The sequence below is a fragment of the Pseudoalteromonas sp. NSLLW218 genome, assembly GCF_015864775.1.
Taxonomy (GTDB): Bacteria; Pseudomonadota; Gammaproteobacteria; order Enterobacterales; family Alteromonadaceae; genus Pseudoalteromonas.
This window is the reverse complement of record NZ_JADYWO010000005.1, coordinates 201,027-221,388: the sequence shown is the minus strand read 5'-3', so window position 1 is coordinate 221,388 and position 20,362 is coordinate 201,027. Positions and strand designations below refer to the sequence as shown.

Sequence of the window (20,362 nt, the reverse complement as noted above, 5' to 3'; positions counted from 1 at the left end):
CTAAGCGCCTTTATTAAATTGTAGTTATTGCGTTAGACCAGCTGGTGGCTCACCAGTGGCTTCTTCACCCGTATCAACATCAACAAGCTCATAGCCACGCGTTTTACGCATAACTTTAAGTACAGGTTTTTCAAATGCTGTTTTTAAGCGTTCTGAGTCATCTTTCAATTCATCTAAGGTCGTACCAAAAGGGGCTGCGCCAGTTTCTGACCAGTTAGTTACTTTACCATTTAGGTTATATTCTACTTCGTGTATTTGATATTGCGCTGCTTCGTCTTTCGTTGCTTCACAAAAAATTACACGGTAATTCCAAAATCCAGCCATTTTCTTATCTCTTTAAATTAATTAACGCTACTTTACCAGCTTTATAAAAACATAAAAGCCTGCACAAGGCAGGCTTTTAAAAATTAATATAATTTAAGGTTATCTTTAGAAGAAGTTAACTTTAAATTCAGCACCAACATAACGCTCTTCGTTAACAATACCTGTATTGTTATTGAAATCTACTGCGCCAATAACTTGTTGCTCGTCAAATAAGTTACGAACAAAAGCAGCTACTTCGTATTCGTAATCGCCTTCAGACCATGTGTAACCTGTACGCAAACCTGTTTCAATAAGCTCTTTACCTTCAAACTCTACCGATTCGTAAAGGAACATATTGATTTTACTGCGATAAGAAATATCACCGCTTGCGAAGAAGTTACCATCGGCAAGTTCTTTAGTGTAGCGAAGCGTAAAGTTAGAGATCCACTCAGGCGCATGCGGTAAGCTATTACCATCAAGTACAGCAAGCCCAGAAGCATTAATTGGGTCAGTTACAGTACATTGTGCACAAACAGCTACAGCTAAATCGTTATCTTTGATTTCTGTTTTGTTATAGCTTAAGTTAAATGTTGCATTAAACTCATCACTCAATACCCACTGTGTATCTAGCTCAAAACCATAACCAGTCGTTTTATCAGCATTAACTAAACGGTTAAAGTTAGCACCACCGCCAACAGCTGTAAGCTGTTGGTCGTCCATAGTGTAATAAAACACAGTTGCGTTAACACGACCTTGGCCGTCTAGCACGTCTGACTTTATACCCGTTTCGTACGATGTTACAGTTTCTGATTCAGCTGTTGTTACATCATCACCAAACAAAATACGACCTTGTAAACTAGGTGCGCGGAAGCTATTGGCTACACGGCCGTACCAGTTAACATCATCGTTTACTTTATAATTTGCAGATAAATCCCAGCTAACATGGTCGTCACTAACATCACGCTCTACCAGTAATGCACCGCCGCCAATTGGGCTAAGTGTACGGTCTGCTACAAAATCTTTATCATCATCAGAGTAACGAAGTCCCGCTGTTACTTTTAAGTCATCTGAAAAAGTATAATCTACAGAACCAAATACAGCCCAAGCTGTAGTATCTTGCTGTTGGCGAACATAGCCATTTAAAGCACCAGCATCGGGTGTTGAGAATGTATCGTAGCTGTAGTTTTCAATAGTTAGTTCTTCATCGAAGTAAAAAACACCTACTTGATAATTTAAATCGCCATCAAAGTTACTAGATAAACGTAGCTCTTGCGTCAACTGGTCGTGATCTGGAATACCATCAGCACTTTCTGAAGAGAAAGGGATAAAACCAGGCCCCATGAAATCAGGAATATAAGAAGCACCGTAACCGCCGTCGATGTCAGCGCGAGAATAAATTTCAGCACTTTCCCATGCAGAAATTGAAGTGATTGTGTGGTTTTTAAGTTCCCACTCAAGCTTTAAGCTCGCACCTTCAGATTCTACTTGTTGAGTAGAGCGAGATGCCGCATCTTGATAAACAACATCACTTTCATAGTTATCTACTAGCTCGTTAGTACCCGTTTTAATTACATTTGCACGAAAGGCAATTGGCGAGCCATCTAAATCACGTGTGTGATAGTTTAATAAAGCAGTAAAATCATCGCCTTCATATAAAAATTGAACACGTGCCGCTTTTTCAGTGTAACCACCTTGCTCGTCTTTAGCTTCAAAGCCTGGAGCTTGGTTATCAATGTAATCGTCTTTATCTTGCCATAATAATGAAACACGAGCAGATAAACGGTCAGTTAAAGCACCACCTACAGCACCACTTGTATCAACAGCGCCACGGCTACCGTATGAAACAGAGCCATAACCATCAAATTCTTGGCTTGGTTTAACAGTATCAAACTTAACAAGGCCAGCCGGCGTGTTACGTCCAAATAAAGTTCCCTGCGGTCCACGTAATACTTCTACGCGTTCAACATCAAATACTGGGAAGCCTTTTAAAATTGCATTTTCTTGAACGACTTCATCAACAACAAGTGATACTGGTTGTGATGCATTCAGATCAAAATCGGTATTACCTAAACCACGAACGTAAAAGCGTGGGAATGAGCGACCAAATGAAGATTCAATTGATAAACTTGGGATTTTCGCATTTAAAAAGCGAATATCCATACCGGCAGAGCTGTATGCATCAAGATTATCACCTTGTAGAGCAGATACTGCTACTGGTACTTCTTGAGCGTTTTCTACACGTTTACGAGCTGTTACCTGAATAACTTCTAGTTGGTTACTTTTTTTAGCTGCTTCTTCAGCGGCTAAAGAAGAAAATGAAGTACCTGCTACTGCAGAGAACAACGTTGCATTGATTAGGGTGGCTAACGTAGATCTTTTCATTGCTTTCATGTTGGGTTTAACCTTTTTTGTGCACTCTTGTTCAACGGTTTTTTGTGTTGCGCTACTTATACCTTGAAGGTAAGTTGCGGGCTCGTTCAATTTTTCGCGACTTGCGTCATGCGCGCGGACCTTATTATCGAGAGTACAAAAACGATGCTATAAGGCTGAACGAACGATTAAGATTATATCATTTTGTAATAATTTTACTGCATAAATATTGACATAATTAGAAACTTTTTTGCAACATTTAACTACAAGATTACGCATTTTTATCACTATTTAGATGCAAAAACCTAATAGTGCGGACATATGTCCTTTGTTGGTTTTAATAAACTGGAGTAGGAAGAATGGATTGTTTTACATGTTAACCTAAAATAGAAACATCTACTTATATACAAATAAAGCCATCCAAAAATGACTTTAAATAGCTACTGTATTTGGATTATGAGCGCTTAAACGCAATTTCACCGTCGATATGAATGTCGCGCTGAGGGAAGGCAATCACTACATCATGCTTTTCAAATACAGCGTAAATACTAAAACGAATATCACTGCGCACTTTTCTAAGCATGGTTTCAGACTCGGCGCACACCCAAAAAATAGCATTAAATACGAGCGAGCTATCAGCAAAGTCATCAAATAATACCGACGACTTTGGATTAACCAATATTGCTTCATGGTCGTCAAGCACTTGTTGAATAAGCTTTTTAACCAGTATCACATCTGAACCGTATGCAACACCTACACTGACCGATGAGCGTGCATTGCCATCTATTAGCGTCCAATTTGTTACTGTATTTTCGAGCAATTGAGAATTAGGAATAAGCATATGTACGCCGTCATTTCGACGGATACGCGTTGAGCGAGTGTTAATTGTTTCTACTACGCCTTTTGCATTCCCTACCTCTAAAAAGTCACCAATACGTATTGGGCGTTCCCACATCAATATCCAGCCACTAATAAAGTTATTTATTATGTTTTGCGCACCAAAGCCTACACCAATGGCTATTGCACCCGACACAAAAGCAAACGCAGTCAGCGGTATGCTTAATACTTCTAAAGATGTAAAAATTAAAATTGCGATACTTAAAATAAAGTAGATACGTGTAAATAAATGCACGGCATCTTGGCTTAGTTTTTTTGCCAATAATGTTTTTGTTATTAGCTTGCCAATACGCGTCACAATAAACCAAATAGCGAAAAGTATTAAAGGCACTTTAATAATTTTTGCTACGGTAATGTGTACATCGCTGTAACTAAATACAACAAAGGCAAGAATTTGGTTTATGTGTTCTAACGTCATTTATTTTCCAAAACAAGCAAAGGAGCGCTTTAAATTAAAATCGCTATAAAGTGAAAGCGGTTCAGTGTTGGGTAAGTTTAGCAGTCATAATATAACTAAAACGCCAAGTTAATAAGTTCAATATGCTTTTTATGAACAATTTATTAACTCTTTATTGCACCGAGTGCTATATAAATAGTGTACAAGCACTGGAGATCACTATGTCACAACTAACTTTAAATCAAAGGTTGGCAACATTGCAGCCACAGGTAGACTTACATTTATTTGAAAGTAGTCTAGATTATCGAAATAAAATTTTGTGTCTTCTTGCGGAGCAAGAGCAAGCCTTGGCAACTATTAACAAAGAATTTGGCCAACAACAACCTAGCAGTTTTGGCTCTGAGAGAAAATTTGTACTTGGATATAACTAAGTAAACAATGGCTCGACCGCTTAATTAAGTAGCTCAAGTGTTTACTTTTAGAGCTACTTTTACCTACCTTAAAGCTAAATATTAGCTAATTTGCGTTCAAATCCCCCTTAATACCGATAAACTTTATTGTATAAACTCCAAAATTTGATAAGTTAACTAGGTTTTTCGACTCGCAAAGCCTATTCCGGCTAATCTTTTTATGGAGTTATTATGCGTAAAACCCTGATCGCCACTACTATTGCTAGTGCCTTAATATTATCGGCCTGTTCATCTAACGATACACAAAACATGGCAAAAGAAGGTGCAGCACAAGTGCAAGACATGAACGCAAACAATGTTTTATTTAAGCCAAGCCCATTACAATACATGGCACCAGAGTTTGATAAATTTGGTACAAAAGACTACGAAGCAGGCTTTGACGCTGGTATTGCGCAGCATACAGCGCAAGTCCAAGCGATTGCTAACAACCCTGCTCCTGCAACATTTAAAAATACCTTAGTTGAAATGGAATTGTCAGGCGAGCTATTAAATCGCGTATCGGCTGCGTTTTTCAATTTATCAGGCTTAATCTCAGATGACGAATACCAACGCATTAGCAAAAAAATGGCGCCGGTACTATCTGCTCACTCAGATGATATTTACCTAAATGGCGAGTTATTTAAGCGCGTACAAACAATTTACGACAATCAAGATAAATTAAATGCTGAAGATCAACGCCTAGTTGATTTTTACTACAAGCAGTTTGTAAAAGCGGGTGCTAAGTTAAACGACGCTGAAAAAGCTAAAATGCGTGAAATTAACTCAGAACTAGCTCAGCTATCTACTGAATTTTCACAAAACATTTTAAAATCGTTTAAAGAAGACGTTATTGTAGTTACAGATAAAAGTGAATTAGCAGGTCTTTCTGAAGGTGAAATTGCCGGTCTTGCAGCTTCAGCTAAAAAAGCAGGCAAAGACGGCTACATGATCACGCTTGTTAACACAACACAGCAGCCTATCTTAAGCAGCCTTGAAAACCGCGATCTACGTGAGCGTATTTTTAAAGCCTCTGCAAACCGCGCAGCAAAAACCAACGGTCCTATTATTATTAAAGAAACCAACCTACGTGCCCAAAAAGCAGAGCTTTTAGGCTATAAAGATTGGGCTTCTTATGTAATGACGTCGCGTATGGCACAAACAACTGAAAACGTTTACGGCATCCTTGATGACCTAGCGCCAAAAGCAGTTGAAAAAGCAAAAATTGAAGCGGCTGCTATTCAAAAAGTGATTAACGATTCAGGCGAAAGCTTTGAGCTTAAACCATGGGATTGGACTTTTTATGCTGAAAAAGTACGTGCAGAAAAGTACAACTTAGACCCAGCACTTGTTAAGCCATACTTTGAAATGCAGTCGGTTATTCACGATGGTTTATTCTTTGCGATGAACAAACTTTACGGTATTACGTTTAAAGAACGTAAAGACCTTCCTGTTTATCATGAAGATGTAACCGTATACGAAGTATTTAACGCTGATGGCAGCGCTATTGGTTTATTTTACTTAGACCCATATGCACGTGAAGGCAAACGTGGTGGTGCATGGATGAGCGCATACGTTAGCGAAAGTGGCTTAAAAGGCACTAAACCTGTTATTTACAATGCGCAAAACATTCCAAAGCCTGCAGAAGGTGAACCTACGCTAATGACGTTTGACGAAGTGTCTACTATGTTCCATGAATTTGGTCATGCTGCACACGGTTTATTCTCAGACGTAAAATACCCAAGCCTAGCGGGTACTGCAACGGCGCGTGACTTTGTTGAATTTCCGTCACAAGCAAATGAAGATTGGATGATTGAACCAACCGTTCTTGCTAACTATGCGAAACATTACAAAACAGGTGAGCCAATTCCACAAGCTTTACTTGATAAAGTACTTGAATCGCAAAAATTCAACCAAGGTTACGGCACTACTGAATATTTAGCCGCTGCCCTACTTGATATGGAATGGCATTCATTTGGTTCTGATAAGAAAATTACTGACGTTCAAAAGTTTGAGCAAGACGCATTAGAAAAGCATGGTATTGCATACTACCCTGTACCACCGCGTTATAAATCAAACTTCTTTAGCCACACATTTGCAGGTGGTTATTCAGCAGGTTACTACGCGTACCTGTGGACTGAAGTATTTGCAGCAGATGCCTTTGCACATATGGAAAACAATGGTGGCTTAACCCGTAAAAATGGTGACAAGTTCCGTAAAGAAATCCTATCTAAAGGTAACAGCCGCGACTTAATGCAAAGCTATATTGAGTTTAGAGGTCAAAAACCAACAACCGACGCACTACTTAAGCGCCGTGGTTTGGTTGAATAATTAATAGCTTAGTTGAGTAATTAATAACGTAGTTTATTAATTTTAGACTTTATAAAAGCCCGCTTGCGGGCTTTTATTGTTTATACATTAATTTATAACAGATAAACTGCTGCCATTAATTATTTAAAGACGACGGCTATGCGGTACTTATTTGCAGTAACTTTACTTTGGGCATTTTCATTTAGTTTAATTGGCGTGTATTTAGCCGGCCAAGTTGATGCTTGGTTTAGTGTGTTAATTCGCATAACACTAGCAACTCTCGTATTTTTACCATTTTTAAAGCTTAAACATACGCCTAAACCTTTAGCCTTAAAGCTTATGCTGATTGGCGCTATACAACTTGGTGTTATGTATAGCTTTTACTACCACTCATTTTTATTTTTAACCGTCCCAGAAGTACTACTATTTACAGTAATGACCCCTTTGTACATTACCTTGCTAAATGATGCATTGAACAGACGCTTTAACCCACGCTTTTTTATAGTCGCGCTTATTGCTGTAATCGGTGCAATTACCATTCGTTACGAAAACCTAAATAGCAATTTTATAATCGGCTTATTACTTGTTCAAGGCGCGAATATAAGTTTTGCTGTAGGCCAAGTTACCTACAAACGATTAATGAATAGCAATCAGCTTGACGATAAAACCGTATTTGGGTGGTTTTTTATAGGCGCACTTATTATTGCCACAATTTGTTATGCGTTATTTGGTAACTCAAACAAATTACCAACCACTTCCACCCAGTGGGGCATACTGATTTATTTAGGAGTCGTTGCATCAGGCCTTGGTTACTTTATGTGGAATAAAGGCGCAACACTCGTCAACGTTGGAGCTCTGGCAGTCATGAATAACTTACTAATCCCAGCTGGGATTATTGTTAACGTGCTTATTTGGAATAGAGATGCAGATATAGTTAGGTTAAGTATTGGGGCAGCTATAATGTTAGGTGCATTATTGGTGAATCAAATTATTAATAAAAAAGTAAATTAATAAGCTTGTAGCTAAATTGTCATTAATAATCATTAAGGTAGTAAAAATTTTACTTTTTAAGGATAAACAATGAAGCGTATTACCTTACTTACAAGCTGTATATTGTTAGCCACGCTTGCAGGCTGCGATGACGATGTAGAAATAGTAGAAAAAGAAGTCGTTGTTACCAACACCGAAGTTGAGATTATTGAAGTACCTACGCCTGTTATTGTAGAAGTACCAAGTGGTAGTGCGCCAGATATTCAACTAGGCACTCGCCCTTATTATCTAGTTAATGATATGAGCGACAGCGCTTTAAAAACACAATTAGAGTCGTGCAAAGAAGGTCCTTTTTATCGTACTGACTTTTCTATTGGTCATCGCGGTGCATCAATGCAATACCCTGAACACACTAAAGAAGCCTACATTGCTGCAGCCAGAATGGGCGCAGGCATTGTTGAATGCGATGTTACATTTACAAACGACAAAGAGCTTGTTTGTCGCCACTCTCAATGCGACTTACACACCACAACTAATATTTTAGCCATTCCTGAACTTGCAGCTAAATGTAGTGTCCCTTTTACATCCGCAGACCCTACTAATGGTATTGCCGCTTCAGCTAAGTGCTGTACCAGTGATATAAGCTTAGCGGAATTTTTAACGCTTGAAGGTAAAATGGATGGTGCAAACATTAATGCAACTACCATTGCTGATTACATGGATGGTACTCCAAATTGGCGCACTGATTTATATGCTACCCAAGGTACATTAATGACCCATAAGCAAAGCATTGCATTATTTAATGAGATGGGGGTAAAAATGACCCCAGAACTTAAATCGCCACAAGTAAGCATGCCATTTGATGGAATGACGCAAGAGCAATATGCGCAAAAAATGCTAGACGAGTACACACAAATGGGCGTGCCAGCCTCAAAAGTTTATCCGCAATCGTTTAACCTTGGTGACGTAAAATACTGGATTAACACTAACCCTGACTTTGCAGATAAAAGCGTATACCTAGATGGTCGCGACAGTGAAGCCGGATTTGATACAAGTAACCCACAAACATGGCAACCGGGTATGGATGAGTTAGTGGCTGATGGCGTTAAAATTTTAGCCCCTCCAATTTGGATGATGCTAACAATAGATAACGAAAGCAATATTGTGCCATCACAATACGCAATTGACGCTAAAGCAGCAGGTTTAGAGCTTATTGCATGGAGCCTTGAGCGCTCAGGTCCGCTTAATGAAGGTGGTGGTTATTACTATCAATCAATTGCTGATGTTATAGATAACGATGGCGATATGATGACGGTCGTTGATGTGCTCGCACAAGACGTGGGGGTAATGGCTATATTTTCAGATTGGCCGGCTACCGTAAGTTATTACGCTAGTTGTAATAAAATGCCTGCAAGTATTTAATACCAATCTGCTTATATATGGGGTCTATTTAACGTTAAGAAAATTACGCTAGAACTAGGCAAAAATTTTTTTATCTAGTTGTTCTAAATAAAAAATTTTTAACGACGTTATAGTGAAATTTAACTCGTTAAATTGATCAAAGATTTATGCAGGTTGGTATAAATACTCAACAACAAAAGTCGTTTATTTTATCGCGCTCAGTTACCATATCATTATATATAATTTTATTTAACTGAGCGCTTTTATGATAATTCAACAACATAATGCAGACTTGCCAACACCTACAGGTTTAATGCGAACAACAGTATATCGCCCTCAGGCGCAAGGACAGTTCCCTGCTATTATTTTTTATTCTGAAATATTTCAGCAAACTGCACCTATTGCTCGCAGCGCAGCTATTTTAGCAAGCCATGGTTTTGTCGTGTTAGTACCGGAAGTGTTTCATGAGTTAAATCCTATAGGCACTGTGCTTGCTTATGATGATACAGGTAAAGACAAAGGCAATGCCGACAAGTGGGCAAAGCCACTTGAGCACCACGACAGCGACACACAAACTATGATCGACTTCATTAGATTGCAAAGCTATTGCACAGGCACCGTCGGCGCAATGGGCGTATGTATTGGAGGGCATTTAGCTTACAGAGCGGCACTAAACCCTGAAATTAAAGCGGCTTTTTGCTTATACGCGACTGATATTCACAGCGACACATTGCCTGCACAAGCTGGAAACAACTCATTTGAACGCATGGCTGATATACAAGCCGAAATTCACTTTATATGGGGTAAACAAGACCCGCATGTGCCAAAGGAAGGCCGCACTAAAATATACCAGCAATGCGTAAGCACTGGCATTAATTACCAATGGCAAGAAGTTAATGCCCAGCATGCCTTTATGCGTGATGAAGGTGAGCGATACGATGCAGCCCTTGCAATTAATATGTATCAACAAGCGGTGGCATTATTTAGCCGTACTTTATAAGTATTTTATAAATGCTTTAAAAACGAAATAATTAAACACTTTTCAGCATACCTAAAGCGGTATGCTGTTTTACAAAATAGGCTTTTAAGTAATCAATAAATAATCGTAGTTTTTTAGAGCCCGCAGCTCCTGGCGGAAATACACCATAAAGCTCTATATCTTTACTTTTATAATCAGCTAGCACTATTTCAAGTAATCCTGCTTGTACTTTAGGCCACGCATCGTAAAGCGGAATACGCCCAATGCCATGCCCTGCTTCTACAAAGGCAGTACGTGCAGCTGCGTTATTAGTACTTAACCCGCCTTGCATTGTAATATCGTGTGTTTTACCATCTTTTGAAAGCGTTAAGGTTTTACTTCCTAGCTGATAAACCACCCATTGATGATCTGCCAATTCTAAAGGGGTTTTAGGCTTCCCAAAATGTGTAAAATAATCTGGTGCACCACAAATGCAGGTACTCATTGTTGTAAGCTTGGTTGCTTGCAAGTTCGAATCGCTAAGTGCCACGCCTCTAATTGCAAAATCGAACCCATTTTTAATAATATCAACCACATCGTCAGTAAGCTGTAAATCTATTTGAATTTTAGGGTATTGGCGCTTAAACGTATTTATTGCGGGCACAATTAGCTGCATTCCCACATTTACAGGGCAGCTAATTTTAAGTAAACCTTGTGGCTCACTCTTTATATTTTCTATTTGTTGGTTAGCCGCATTAGCTTGTTCGGTAATTATTCTACAACGTTCATAGTAAGCAATGCCCGCCTCAGTGAGTGCCATGGTACGAGTTGATCGATTTAATAAAGTAACTTCAAGCTGAGTTTCTAACTTTTTTAAATGATAACTTGCTACGGCTCGCGTAAGCCCTAACTGTTTAGCGGCAGCGGTTAAACTGCCTTGCTCTACAATTTGCGCAAATACGACCATGCTCTTTAACTGCTCAAACGACACCTTCATGTGTGCTCCGTAGCGTGTTTTAAATTCAACCCACTTATTGTATCAATTATTAAACCAATAAAGTTAAATTTATCATCGTTGTTTAAAGCTCTGTTAGTGCATATAGTAATTGGTAAGCAAGATAAACTAATTCAAATCATCAGAAGGAATATATTCAATGTCTAAAAAAATACTTATGGTTCTTACATCTCACGCAGAACTTGGTAACACTGGCGAAAAAACAGGTTTTTGGGTAGAAGAATTTGCAGCCCCTTATTATGCATTTGTTGATGCAGGCGTTGAAGTAACATTAGCGTCTCCAGCTGGTGGTCAACCACCAATTGATCCGACAAGTACACTTTCTGATTTTCAAACAGATGCAACTAAACGTTACGACGCCGATAGCGCAGCACAAACACTTATGGCAAACACTAAAGTGTTGAGTGAAGTAAAATCTAGCGATTTTGACGCTGTATTTTACCCAGGCGGTCACGGTCCATTATGGGACTTGGTTGACAACACTGATTCAATCTCACTTATCGAAAGCTTTGTAAAAGAGCAAAAGCCTGTTGCTGCGGTATGTCATGCAAGTGCTGCATTTTTAAATGTTAAAGATGCTGATGGCAATGCATTAGTAGCGGGTAAAAAAGTAACTGGTTTTACTAACTCTGAAGAAGCTGCAGTGCAACTTACCGATATCGTGCCATTTTTAGTTGAAGATGAGCTAATCAAAAAAGGCGGCGATTATCAAAAAACTGACGACTGGGGTGTATTAGCGCTAGTAGATGGTTTAGTAATTACCGGCCAAAACCCAGCAAGCTCTGAACTAGCAGCCAAAAAACTATTAACTAAATTAGGTTAATAGTGAGTAATAATTAAAATTAAGCACAGCATTTTATGCTGTGCTTTTTTAATTGCTTTTCATTAGCAAATACAATTCCTATACTGGCAACTCTTAAAGTCAATTAGGGTAATTATATGGCAACCAAGCCAACCACACTGTCATTACTAACTAGTACCCGCTTCGCAATTTTCAGTATTGTTGTTATTTGCTTCGTACTACAAGTGATTAATAGTCTACCTGACATAAACCTAAATGGTTTAGGCATATATCCACGCAGTATCCAAGGGTTAATTGGCATACTATGCGCACCTTTTTTACATGGTAGCTGGTGGCACTTCGCCAGTAATATGATCCCATTTGTAGTGTTAAGTTGGCTAATTTGCCAGTACAGCGTAAAACGTTTTTATAACGTATTTATTTTTACCGCTCTAGTTGGTGGGCTGTTAGTTTGGGCATTTGGGCGCGGTAACATACATGTTGGTTTAAGCGGTGTTATATATGGTTTGTGGGGTTTTATCCTATGCTACGGCTTAGTAAGACGCTCATTAAAATCAATTATAATTGCTGTTGTAGTGGCTGTACTTTATAGCGGTTTTATATGGGGTGTTTTACCTCAGCGCTATCATGTATCGTTTGAAAGCCATTTATTTGGAGCGCTAAGCGGATTGTTTTTAGGTTATAGATTAGCAAAAGCCGATAAATTAAAAGGTCGGTAAATTAAATATTAGGGCCTTTAATTAATTTTTTATGGCCACATTTACCATATATGTATTTCATCTAACAGAGGTTATTTATGAGTGATAAAAACGAATACACGCCCCCAAAAGTATGGACGTGGGAAAGTGAAAGTGGCGGTAAGTTTGCCAGCATTAACCGCCCAATTGCAGGCGCGACTCATGACAAAACCCTACCTATTGGTGAGCACGCATTTCAGCTTTATTCTCTTGCGACACCTAATGGCCAAAAAGCTACAATCATGTTTGAAGAGCTTTTACAGCTTGGTTGCACCGATGCAGACTATGACGCATATTTAATAAACATAGGTGATGGCGATCAGTTTGGATCTGACTTTGTTGATATTAATCCAAACTCAAAAATCCCAGCGCTAATGGATCATTCAACCACGCCACCTACTCGCATCTTTGAATCAGGTTCTATTTTACAGTATTTGGCTGAAAAATTTGATGTACTCATCCCTAAAGATTTAAAAGCTAAAACAGAGTGTCGTAACTGGCTATTTTGGCAAATGGGCTCAGCACCTTACTTAGGTGGTGGGTTTGGCCATTTTTATAGCTACGCACCAAGTAAAATGCAATACCCTATTGACCGCTTTACAATGGAAACTAAACGCCAACTTGACGTGTTAAATCGCCATTTAAGCGAAAATGAATACATGGCAGGTGATGAATACTCAATTGCCGATATTGCAATTTGGCCTTGGTATGGCTCGCTTGTTTTAGGCGATTTATATGATGCAGCTGAATTTTTAGATGTTGCCTCATACACTCATGTTGTTCGTTGGGCAAAACAAGTTGCTGATCGCCCTGCTGTAAAGCGCGGCCGCCGCGTAAATCGCACATGGGGCCCTGAAGAAGAGCAAATGGCAGAGCGCCATAACGATAGCGATTTCGAAGGTTAAATCTATAGAACAGCGAGTAAAGTTCTTAAGACTTTAACCTGCTTGATAATTTTAAGGCTCAAAATAAATATTTATTTTGAGCCTTTTTACTTTTTAAACTTTTTTTATCCCTTCCGTAAACTATATTTACTTTTACACTAAAGTTTTATTTAGCTGCGTAAAAGCTTATTAAGCTCTTTGTATTACCAGTATTGCATTGGTGGAATTTGCTAAATGGTTTACTTAATTCCCTAGGGGTTGTTTTTGAAAAAGGTTTTAATTAATGCCATATAACAATTTAAGTAATAATGAGCGAAAAGAAGCGCTCAAAATTTTATACTCAAATGCTATTTCCGGAATTGCAGTCTCTGTATTAGTCAGCGTTGCTTTGGTATTTGCTTTTGATATAAATAATGAGGAAGCAAACCACGATAAAATAGTATGGTTAGGCATAATGATGTGCGTACTTACTTTACGAATTATTGATTTGGGTCTTTTTTTTAAAGATCAAAATTCTAGCCAACCTTACAATACACATTGTTATTTAAATCGCTTTGCTATTGGTTGTATATCAACAGCCGTATCTTGGTGTGGCTATGCTCTTTGGTTTCACAGCACTTCATCTACGGTGGAAGTTACTACGACCATTGCTATTTTATCAGCGCTTGCCGGTGGCTCTGCAAATTTACTTTCTGGCAGTCGTTTTACCGCTGTTTTATACAGTTTTACTTTATTGGCGCCCTACTCTTTTTTGCTAACGCTTTCAAACAATCACTACCAACACGTATTGGGGCTGTTAGGTTTAACTTTTGCCACCATTATGATTGCTTCATCTTACAAATCAGCCACATTTACACACAGTGCAATCAAGCTCAAAAACCAAAACAGAGAGCTACTTAATGAAATGGAAAACAAGGTAGAGCAACGCACTGAAGAAATTTACCACCTGTCTAATACCGATCCACTCACAAATTTATTAAACCGAACCGCATTTTTAAAAAATGCAAACAAACAACTAGCAGATAACCCTAAAGAACCCTTTGCTTTATTATTTGTAGATTTAGATGGCTTTAAACAAATAAATGATTCATTGGGGCATAAAGTAGGCGACAAAGTATTAAAAGAAATAGCACTGAGAATTAGTAATATATGTAACCAACAACTTTTTAAATGTCGATGGGGCGGAGATGAGTTTTTAATTTTAGCAACCTATCAAAATCAAGCTGAGCTTATCGAATTTGCTAATAAAGTACTTAAAAGTATTAGTGCCGAGCATGAAACATATAAATATCAAAAGTGGATATCAGCAACGATGGGGATTGCCATTTATCCAGAACACGGGAGTGATTTAAATACTTTAATTCGCTCTGCTGATACTGCTATGTATCACCAAAAACGCATTGCTAAAGGTAATATCAATATTTATAACGATTCACTCAAATTAAAACAAGAAAGAGAGTATCTTTTAAGTCAACGCTTAGCCAGTGCGATAGAAGAAAATAGTTTAAGGCTAGTATTTCAACCAATTGTAGATAGTAAAACATCAAAAGTAACCTCTTTCGAATCATTATTACGCTGGCAATTAGACGGTGAAAATATTTTCCCTGATGAGTTTATAACTATTGCCGAGCAATACGGTTTAATAACTCAATTAGGCCTTTGGGTAATTGATCAAGCCTGCATACAAGCTAAAAAGTTTAGCCATTTACAACCCCAAATTGCAGTAAGCGTGAACGTATCGGTTATTCAACTGCAAGATCCTGATTTTGTAACTAAGGTATTAAAAATAGTAAACAATTACCAAGTAGAGCCTAAAAACCTACACATTGAAATTACCGAATCAGTATTTGCCGAGGATAAACTCACATTTTTAACAGCCGTTAAAGCACTACAAAAACAAGGTTTTTGTATTTCAATTGATGATTTTGGAACTGGCTATTCATCACTATCAAGCATGCTTGATATTGGTGTAGATATAGTAAAAATAGACAGAAGTTTTATTCAAAATATGGATAAAAGAGGGTTAAGTATTATTCATGCAATTGTACAAATGGCCTCATCTTTAGATTTTACGGTTGTTGCCGAAGGCGTTGAAACTATTGAACAAGCAAACACGCTTACTAATATTGGTGTATCTCACCTGCAAGGTTATTACTTTTCAAAACCAATGGAAGTAAATTTTGTAGATGCCTATTTAAATGAGCAAAATAAACAGTGTAGTTAACAGCCAAAACCCGCTAAAAGCGCTTAACTGCCATATTAGTTTTGCGCTACCTTTCTTATTAGGACTTGTTTATCTTTCGAGGTTAAATTTACAGCAGACTGTTTGGTATTTAGGCAAGGCAGAGCCTATGTAGTGTGGTACTTCCCCATAAATAGGCGATAACGTAGCATAAATGCCAAACATGCGCTGCCCGAATGGCTCTGCCTAGGGGAGATTGACTCTTTGTTATTAGGTTACAAACCTCACGCCGCGATTAAATCTTCCTTGGGTTGAACAAATTTCAATCCTGAAAGTTCAACAAGCCCTCCTTAAAACATAATCTTACAATTACTTACACCCGATACATAGTTATTAGCGTAGGCTAAATATAAACCAACTTACATAAGTGTATTACGTTTAAATTTACGCTAATTAGCAAATCACCAGCGCGAGACCCTACGTTAAGTTGTGCGCTGATGTTGCTTATATAAGTGAATAATAAAAATGTAACGATACAACTAAATATAAAAAAGGAATTTGCATGATAAAACCACTTTGCTATTCACTCATCACTTTAATTACCCCCATTAGCGCTATAGCTCAAACAATGGCAATAAAAACAACGGATGAATTAGTATCAACCGATTCAGAGATTTTATTTGCATATAATAAAGAATCAAAACAATTAGAAGCCATCAATTTACTCACATCACTAAGTAGTGAACTTGCTTTACCAAAAAATGCCATCGGGTTTGATGTGGCAACACTTGCTAACATTACGAATAAACAAGCACTCGTACTAACAAGCGATGGCGTATACAAAGCCCAAGCTGGTAAACCTACACTGTTGTTTAATTATGAGTCGGTTCTAAATCAATTAAAAATAGATAAATTTGAAAAAGTAGACTTTGTTTTCGATGCTAACAATGACGGTCTAAGTGATATTTTCATTCCTGGGTTAGCAAGCAGTACTTTATACATTCAAAATAAAGATGGCAGCTTTAAGCCTAACCAATTTAAGCAAACGCCTAAGTATGAAGGCCACTTTTCAGGAAAAGGGCTTTCTCTAGAAGTTAATATTAACAATAAACCTGTCGTTATCGATTTTAACCACGACGGATTAAACGACCTGGTTTTTTCAAATGACTTTGGAGCAGATGTACTACTTGCTAATTCAGAGGGCTTTGAGCAAAAGCTCACCTCAATTAATTTTAACATCGAGTTAGGCGAGCTAAGCAATGGCGAAACTCGCAAAATTAAGCAAATTATTGATATTAATAACGACGGATTTCTAGATTTTACAACTAGGCAGTTTAAACCTACGCAAGGTATGGATTCGTTAGATATAAAAATAGCGCACACTTTGTACCTAGGAAGTGCTAAAGGGTTTAGTAATACGCCCATTCCCTTATTTGAAACACAAGGCCCTAGCGAGTTATTACTCAAAACAGATTTTAATAATGATGGTTTAATTGATTTACAAAAAATGGATTTAGATATTGGCTTAGGTACTATTGCGTCTATGGCATTAGGCGGCGGCAGTACTGATGTAGATGTAGAAATGAATCTTTATAAGCAGCAACCTGATGGCTCATTTGCCAATAAATCGAGTATCGAACTTGATTTAGAAATGGAAGTGGGAATGAATGGCGATGACTCCGAACCAGCACTCTATTTAGGTGATATTAACGGCGACAGCTATATTGATGCAGTATACAAATACAGTAAAAAAACACTGTATATTTATTATGGTGAGCAAGACTCACTGCTAAATGATAAGCGTAAAAAATTAAAGTTAACGCTGCCTAAGAATAATAAAGATATTCTTTTGGTAGATATAAACCAAGACGGTAAAAAAGATTTTGTATTTAAATTTACCGAAGAAGATGGCACCAGCAAAATAGAAACGCGTTTAAATTAAGCCATTAAAAAAGCCCAACAGAATTAACCGTTGGGCTTTGGACTTAAGACTTTCGAGTAACAGTCAGCTTTACTCTAAGTTATAACACCTAAGCAGTTACATTTAGCAGTGAATCGCCTTCACTTAAACCAAACTTCTCTTGCACTGATGCAAGGATTGATTCTTTATCTTCATCTGACAACTGGCTTGAATACTCAGTTAATAGCTCATCTAAGTAGCTTACTACTTCGTCTGTATCTACTGATTCTAATGAGTTTTGTGTCGGTGGCGGCGGTCTTTGACCTTCCACTCGTCCTGCATCACCTATACTTTTAGCATCAAACTCAAGTTCGCTCATTAAATCAGCAAGCTCTTTTGTTGGCTCAATACCTTGTTCTTTAAATGCCGCTTGAATACTTTGCGCGTCTTCTGCGCTTAAGTTTTCTGCATTAAACTCTGCAAGCGTTTCTTTAACAAAATCGCTTTGCTCTGTTGTTAATTTTGAAGCTTGGCTGCTTTGTTGCGATATGAAACTCGCAGAACTACCACTAATACTATTAATCATTTTATTATCCTTTCAACGTTCACGACGAGGTGGTTTATGTTCGCTAAGTTCTTGCTCACTAATTTCACCATTACCATCAGCATCTATAGAATCAAAAATTGTTTGTGCATCGCCGTGCGGCGGTTTTTTTGCACTAAACTCTTCAAAGCTGATTACGCCATCACCATCAGTATCAATAGCTGAAAAGTCAGGTTTTTCAGGAGGATTGTCACCGCCTCGAGCAGCTACATTAGCTGAAAAAGCAATAGATAATATTGCCACAGTGGCAAGAGTTGAAAAATGCTTCATAGTAATAACCTCGTATTTAAGAATTAAACTAAGCTTACGCTTTAAAAACGCAAACAATGTGCAAATAATGAGGAAGTAATAAATTATTTTAATAAAAAATAGTAATCTAAATACTTATTTAAAAAGTTCTGGTTGATTGCTTTGCAATCAATATATAAGCTAATAAAATAATACGATTAATTACTCTCAGGCAGTAGTGTTACTGCCCTTAATTCTCAAAGCTGATATACTGCTTGAGCCAATTAAACAAACAAATACAGAGCACTTTCATAAATAATGATTAATAACCAACCCTACTTAGCAGGCAATCTGTGAAAATACCTAAACGCCTACAACCCCTTGTTGATGATGGCCTTATTGACGAAGTTATAAGCCGACTAATGAGCGGTAAAGAAGCCGATGTATTTATTGTCCGCTGTGGTGAGCACATTCGCTGTGCGAAAGTGTATAAAGACGCGGTTAAGCGTAGCTTTAAAAAAGCGGCACAATACCAAGAAGGCCGAAAAGTACGTGGTGGACGCCAAGCGCGTGCTATGGGTAAACGCTCTAGCTATGGCCGCCAATTGGAAGAAGAAATTTGGCAAAATGCCGAAGTTGATGCGTTATCTCGTTTAGCTGGCGCAGGTGTACGTGTTCCTGACACTTACTTTTGTATTGATGGCGTGCTGCTTATGGAACTTGTGTCGGACGAGGACGGTAACGTAGCCCCTCAACTTGGGCATGTCGTTTTTAGTGAAGAGCAAGCGATTGAGCAGTATAAACTCATGATACATTACATTAAGCTTATGCTTTGTGCAGGTATAATACACGGTGATTTATCCGAATTTAATGTACTTGTAGATAATAACGGCCCTGTAATTATAGATTTACCGCAGGCAGTTAATGCTTCAGCAAATAACAGTGCGCAAGCTATGTTTGCACGTGATGTAAATAACATCCGCCGCTACTATGGTGAATTTGCGCCAAGCATACTAAAAACTCAATACGCTAAAGAAATGTGGGCACTATTTGAAGAGGCCAACTTAACGCCTAATTCAACGCTTACAGGTGAATTTGAAGACAGCGACGAACTTGCTGATGTAGATTCTATTCTTGATGAAATTCAGGCAGCAGAATACGAAGAGTTTGACCGTTTAGAGCGAATTAAAAATGCTGACGATGATGAGTAACTCATCGTCATAGCTCATTCTACTTTACTGTGGATGCACAAATCGGTAGCCAACCCCATAAACAGACTGGATAACACTTTCAGTTTGTGTCACTTCATCTAGTTTTTTACGCAACTTTTTAATATGGCTATCAATAGTACGGTGGCTCACAATACGCTGATCGGCATACATAGTATCCATCAAACTATCACGCGAATAAATACGATTTGGGTTGTTAAACAAAGGTTTAAATAGCTGAAATTCAAAGTTTGTCAGCTCTATACTGCTTGATTTGTATTTTACGCTGTAGCTGCTCTCGTCAAGCTTCATTGTTGACTCTGTAACATCACTTGCGTTATTTAATCGCCTTAAAATAGCTTTTACGCGTGCCACCAGCTCAGCATAACTAAACGGCTTACAAATATAATCATCTGCACCTAATTCAAGCCCAAGTAATCTATCTATTTCTTCTACCTTTGCCGATACCATAATAATAGGCACGTTTGAAAAGCGCCTGATTGCTTTACACAGTTCAATACCACTTTGACCTGGTAACATTATGTCTAGCAAAATTACACTCGGCCTGTTAATTTCAAGCCAAGGTAATACATCATTCCCGTGATGTATTTGATGAGTAATAAAGTGATGGCTACTTAAAAAGTCACTCATTAAGTTAGCTAGCTTTACTTCATCTTCCACAATCAGTATTTGTTCACTCATAGGCATCTCTGTAAGTAACCTCAACTTT

At 38.1% G+C, this 20,362-nt stretch carries 18 protein-coding genes; 11 read left to right on the top strand and 7 right to left on the bottom strand.

The genetic code is table 11. The features are described from left to right. Positions 1–24: 24 nt before the first annotated feature. The 3 genes from I6E80_RS09470 to I6E80_RS09460 all read right to left on the bottom strand — a co-directional run bounded on the left by I6E80_RS09470 (position 25) and on the right by I6E80_RS09460 (position 3,988). Entirely contained in the window at positions 25–324 is a 300-nt protein-coding gene (locus I6E80_RS09470; RefSeq protein ID WP_007376885.1) for a hypothetical protein, read from the bottom strand. A 105-nt stretch (positions 325–429) separates the two neighbouring features. Further along, entirely contained in the window at positions 430–2,694 is a 2,265-nt protein-coding gene (locus I6E80_RS09465) for a TonB-dependent receptor (protein WP_076925511.1), read from the bottom strand. A 433-nt stretch (positions 2,695–3,127) separates the two neighbouring features. After that, entirely contained in the window at positions 3,128–3,988 is an 861-nt protein-coding gene (locus I6E80_RS09460; protein WP_076925435.1) for a mechanosensitive ion channel family protein, read from the bottom strand. A gap of 200 nt (positions 3,989–4,188) precedes the next feature. On the opposite strand from I6E80_RS09460, the gene I6E80_RS09455 reads away from it, so the two are divergent. The 5 genes from I6E80_RS09455 (at position 4,189) to I6E80_RS09435 (ending at position 10,114) form a co-directional block, all read left to right on the top strand. Beyond that, positions 4,189–4,398: a hypothetical protein gene (locus I6E80_RS09455; protein WP_076925434.1), complete on the top strand. Its 210-nt coding sequence runs from the start codon at positions 4,189–4,191 to the stop codon at positions 4,396–4,398. 210 nt (positions 4,399–4,608) lie between these two features. After that, positions 4,609–6,744, top strand: coding sequence for a M3 family metallopeptidase (locus tag I6E80_RS09450; RefSeq protein WP_076925433.1), 2,136 nt, complete (start codon positions 4,609–4,611; stop codon positions 6,742–6,744). 138 nt (positions 6,745–6,882) lie between these two features. After that, a complete protein-coding gene (locus I6E80_RS09445) occupies positions 6,883–7,734 on the top strand; it encodes a carboxylate/amino acid/amine transporter (protein WP_197185421.1) in 852 nt (283 codons plus the stop codon). A gap of 69 nt (positions 7,735–7,803) precedes the next feature. After that, positions 7,804–9,135, top strand: coding sequence for a glycerophosphodiester phosphodiesterase family protein (locus I6E80_RS09440; RefSeq protein WP_197185420.1), 1,332 nt, complete (start codon positions 7,804–7,806; stop codon positions 9,133–9,135). A 244-nt stretch (positions 9,136–9,379) separates the two neighbouring features. Then, positions 9,380–10,114, top strand: a complete 735-nt coding sequence (locus tag I6E80_RS09435) for a dienelactone hydrolase family protein (protein WP_197185419.1) — start codon at positions 9,380–9,382, stop codon at positions 10,112–10,114. A 31-nt stretch (positions 10,115–10,145) separates the two neighbouring features. Here the strand turns inward: I6E80_RS09435 and I6E80_RS09430 are convergent, their stop codons facing one another. Then, positions 10,146–11,069: a LysR family transcriptional regulator gene (locus I6E80_RS09430; RefSeq protein WP_197185418.1), complete on the bottom strand. Its 924-nt coding sequence runs from the start codon at positions 11,067–11,069 to the stop codon at positions 10,146–10,148. Between the two features lie 157 nt (positions 11,070–11,226). Between I6E80_RS09430 and I6E80_RS09425 the strand changes: the two genes are divergently transcribed. The 5 genes from I6E80_RS09425 (at position 11,227) to I6E80_RS09405 (ending at position 17,634) form a co-directional block, all read left to right on the top strand. Beyond that, entirely contained in the window at positions 11,227–11,910 is a 684-nt protein-coding gene (locus I6E80_RS09425; RefSeq protein WP_165721308.1) for a type 1 glutamine amidotransferase domain-containing protein, read from the top strand. Between the two features lie 116 nt (positions 11,911–12,026). Then, positions 12,027–12,608 carry a rhomboid family intramembrane serine protease gene (locus tag I6E80_RS09420; RefSeq protein ID WP_197185417.1) on the top strand — a complete coding sequence of 194 codons (582 nt, stop codon included), beginning with the start codon at positions 12,027–12,029 and terminating at the stop codon, positions 12,606–12,608. Positions 12,609–12,685: 77 nt separating this feature from the next. Next, positions 12,686–13,531 (top strand): glutathione-dependent disulfide-bond oxidoreductase, encoded by an 846-nt coding sequence (gene yghU / locus I6E80_RS09415; protein WP_197185416.1) that lies wholly within the window; start codon positions 12,686–12,688, stop codon positions 13,529–13,531. 262 nt (positions 13,532–13,793) lie between these two features. Further along, the gene (locus I6E80_RS09410) at positions 13,794–15,734 is read left to right on the top strand and encodes a bifunctional diguanylate cyclase/phosphodiesterase (protein WP_170072054.1); all 1,941 of its coding nucleotides are present in this window, start codon (positions 13,794–13,796) and stop codon (positions 15,732–15,734) included. A 520-nt stretch (positions 15,735–16,254) separates the two neighbouring features. After that, on the top strand, positions 16,255–17,634 hold the full coding sequence (locus tag I6E80_RS09405; RefSeq protein ID WP_197185415.1) for a VCBS repeat-containing protein: 1,380 nt from the start codon (positions 16,255–16,257) through the stop codon (positions 17,632–17,634). An 88-nt stretch (positions 17,635–17,722) separates the two neighbouring features. Here I6E80_RS09405 and I6E80_RS09400 read toward each other — a convergent pair whose 3' ends face one another. Together I6E80_RS09400 and I6E80_RS09395 are read right to left on the bottom strand one after the other, a co-directional pair. Beyond that, positions 17,723–18,178: a hypothetical protein gene (locus I6E80_RS09400; protein ID WP_197185414.1), complete on the bottom strand. Its 456-nt coding sequence runs from the start codon at positions 18,176–18,178 to the stop codon at positions 17,723–17,725. A 12-nt stretch (positions 18,179–18,190) separates the two neighbouring features. Continuing rightward, entirely contained in the window at positions 18,191–18,466 is a 276-nt protein-coding gene (locus I6E80_RS09395) for an EF-hand domain-containing protein (RefSeq protein ID WP_076925422.1), read from the bottom strand. A 311-nt stretch (positions 18,467–18,777) separates the two neighbouring features. On the opposite strand from I6E80_RS09395, the gene I6E80_RS09390 reads away from it, so the two are divergent. Then, a complete protein-coding gene (locus I6E80_RS09390; protein WP_024604677.1) occupies positions 18,778–19,635 on the top strand; it encodes a PA4780 family RIO1-like protein kinase in 858 nt (285 codons plus the stop codon). Between the two features lie 24 nt (positions 19,636–19,659). Here I6E80_RS09390 and I6E80_RS09385 read toward each other — a convergent pair whose 3' ends face one another. After that, positions 19,660–20,334, bottom strand: a complete 675-nt coding sequence (locus I6E80_RS09385; RefSeq protein WP_076925510.1) for a response regulator — start codon at positions 20,332–20,334, stop codon at positions 19,660–19,662. Positions 20,335–20,362 lie beyond the last annotated feature (28 nt).

Bases quoted from the DNA above. Each gene is read 5' to 3' on its own strand.
- I6E80_RS09455 (WP_076925434.1), top strand. From the start codon at position 4,189: ATGTCACAACTAACTTTAAATCAAAGGTTGGCAACATTGCAGCCACAG.
- I6E80_RS09440 (WP_197185420.1), top strand. From the start codon at position 7,804: ATGAAGCGTATTACCTTACTTACAAGCTGTATATTGTTAGCCACGCTT.
- I6E80_RS09410 (WP_170072054.1), top strand. From the start codon at position 13,794: ATGCCATATAACAATTTAAGTAATAATGAGCGAAAAGAAGCGCTCAAA.
- I6E80_RS09395 (WP_076925422.1), bottom strand. From the start codon at position 18,466: ATGAAGCATTTTTCAACTCTTGCCACTGTGGCAATATTATCTATTGCT.
- yghU (WP_197185416.1), top strand. From the start codon at position 12,686: ATGAGTGATAAAAACGAATACACGCCCCCAAAAGTATGGACGTGGGAA.
- I6E80_RS09430 (WP_197185418.1), bottom strand. From the start codon at position 11,069: ATGAAGGTGTCGTTTGAGCAGTTAAAGAGCATGGTCGTATTTGCGCAA.
- I6E80_RS09400 (WP_197185414.1), bottom strand. From the start codon at position 18,178: ATGATTAATAGTATTAGTGGTAGTTCTGCGAGTTTCATATCGCAACAA.
- I6E80_RS09470 (WP_007376885.1), bottom strand. From the start codon at position 324: ATGGCTGGATTTTGGAATTACCGTGTAATTTTTTGTGAAGCAACGAAA.
- I6E80_RS09425 (WP_165721308.1), top strand. From the start codon at position 11,227: ATGTCTAAAAAAATACTTATGGTTCTTACATCTCACGCAGAACTTGGT.
- I6E80_RS09450 (WP_076925433.1), top strand. From the start codon at position 4,609: ATGCGTAAAACCCTGATCGCCACTACTATTGCTAGTGCCTTAATATTA.
- I6E80_RS09460 (WP_076925435.1), bottom strand. From the start codon at position 3,988: ATGACGTTAGAACACATAAACCAAATTCTTGCCTTTGTTGTATTTAGT.
- I6E80_RS09465 (WP_076925511.1), bottom strand. From the start codon at position 2,694: ATGAAAGCAATGAAAAGATCTACGTTAGCCACCCTAATCAATGCAACG.
- I6E80_RS09420 (WP_197185417.1), top strand. From the start codon at position 12,027: ATGGCAACCAAGCCAACCACACTGTCATTACTAACTAGTACCCGCTTC.
- I6E80_RS09435 (WP_197185419.1), top strand. From the start codon at position 9,380: ATGATAATTCAACAACATAATGCAGACTTGCCAACACCTACAGGTTTA.
- I6E80_RS09405 (WP_197185415.1), top strand. From the start codon at position 16,255: ATGATAAAACCACTTTGCTATTCACTCATCACTTTAATTACCCCCATT.
- I6E80_RS09445 (WP_197185421.1), top strand. From the start codon at position 6,883: ATGCGGTACTTATTTGCAGTAACTTTACTTTGGGCATTTTCATTTAGT.
- I6E80_RS09385 (WP_076925510.1), bottom strand. From the start codon at position 20,334: ATGAGTGAACAAATACTGATTGTGGAAGATGAAGTAAAGCTAGCTAAC.